This is a genomic window from Vibrio nigripulchritudo ATCC 27043 (assembly GCF_000222685.1).
Classification (GTDB): domain Bacteria; phylum Pseudomonadota; class Gammaproteobacteria; order Enterobacterales; family Vibrionaceae; genus Vibrio; species Vibrio nigripulchritudo.
In genome coordinates this window covers 1-799 of record NZ_AFWJ01000227.1, presented here as the reverse complement: position 1 = coordinate 799, position 799 = coordinate 1, and the positions used below count along the sequence as shown (strand labels likewise).

Annotated in this window: 1 protein-coding gene; it reads left to right on the top strand. The window is 45.4% G+C overall.

Annotation, left to right across the window (positions count from 1 at the left end; all coding sequences use genetic code 11):
* Nucleotides 1–150: 150 nt before the first annotated feature.
* Nucleotides 151–799, top strand: a 649-nt coding sequence (locus RH89_RS16505) for an alpha-amylase family glycosyl hydrolase (protein WP_004404390.1), incomplete at its 3' end; no start/stop codon positions are given.

The following is a 799-nucleotide window of genomic DNA, read 5'->3' as shown; positions in this document are numbered from 1 at the left end:
GGTTGGGCGACAAACTTTGGTTTGCGACCAATGCATTCCTGAATCGAACGGAATTTAACGGCTAAAGGTCAACAAATCTTAGGGATTGCAATCAAATCAGATATCTAAGTAACATAGTGCTCCGTCTAAAGTGATTGAGAGTGGTTAAAGATGGAGCAAGGTGAAAGAGCCAATGCCATCCTGCACGTATTTGATTGGACTTACCGAGAAGTCGCAGAACATGCGCCAGAGATAAGGTCTCTGGGGTATCGGTCTGTCATGGTTTCTCCCCCGTTAAAATCGATGAAATCTGACCGCGGAAAGTACTGGTGGCAGCGCTATCAGCCACAGGATTATCGTGTAATAGACAACCCACTTGGCAATACTCTCGATTTTAAAGCTATGATGGCGGAGCTCCACTGTCACGATCTCTGGGTTTATGTGGACGTAGTGTTTAATCACATGGCCAACGAGTCGGATATTCGCAGCGACTTACAATTTCCTTCTGATGCAGATATACAAGAATACCATTCAAATCCGGAGCTCTATTCTGAGCTGAGACTATTCGGCGATCTATCTGTCCCTCTTTTTATTGAGCGAGATTTTATCGAACCTTTTGGTATTGTCGACTGGCAAGATCAGTGGGAAGTACAAAACGGAAGAATCAGCAGTGGCTCGGCTGATCCGGGTTTACCAACGTTATCGGACAATTTGCACGTCATTGAGCAGCAAAGACTCTATCTAAAAGCGATGAAAGAGATGGGAGTGCGTGGCTTTCGTATTGATGCCGCCAAACACATCAGCCTCAGTCATCTGGAAA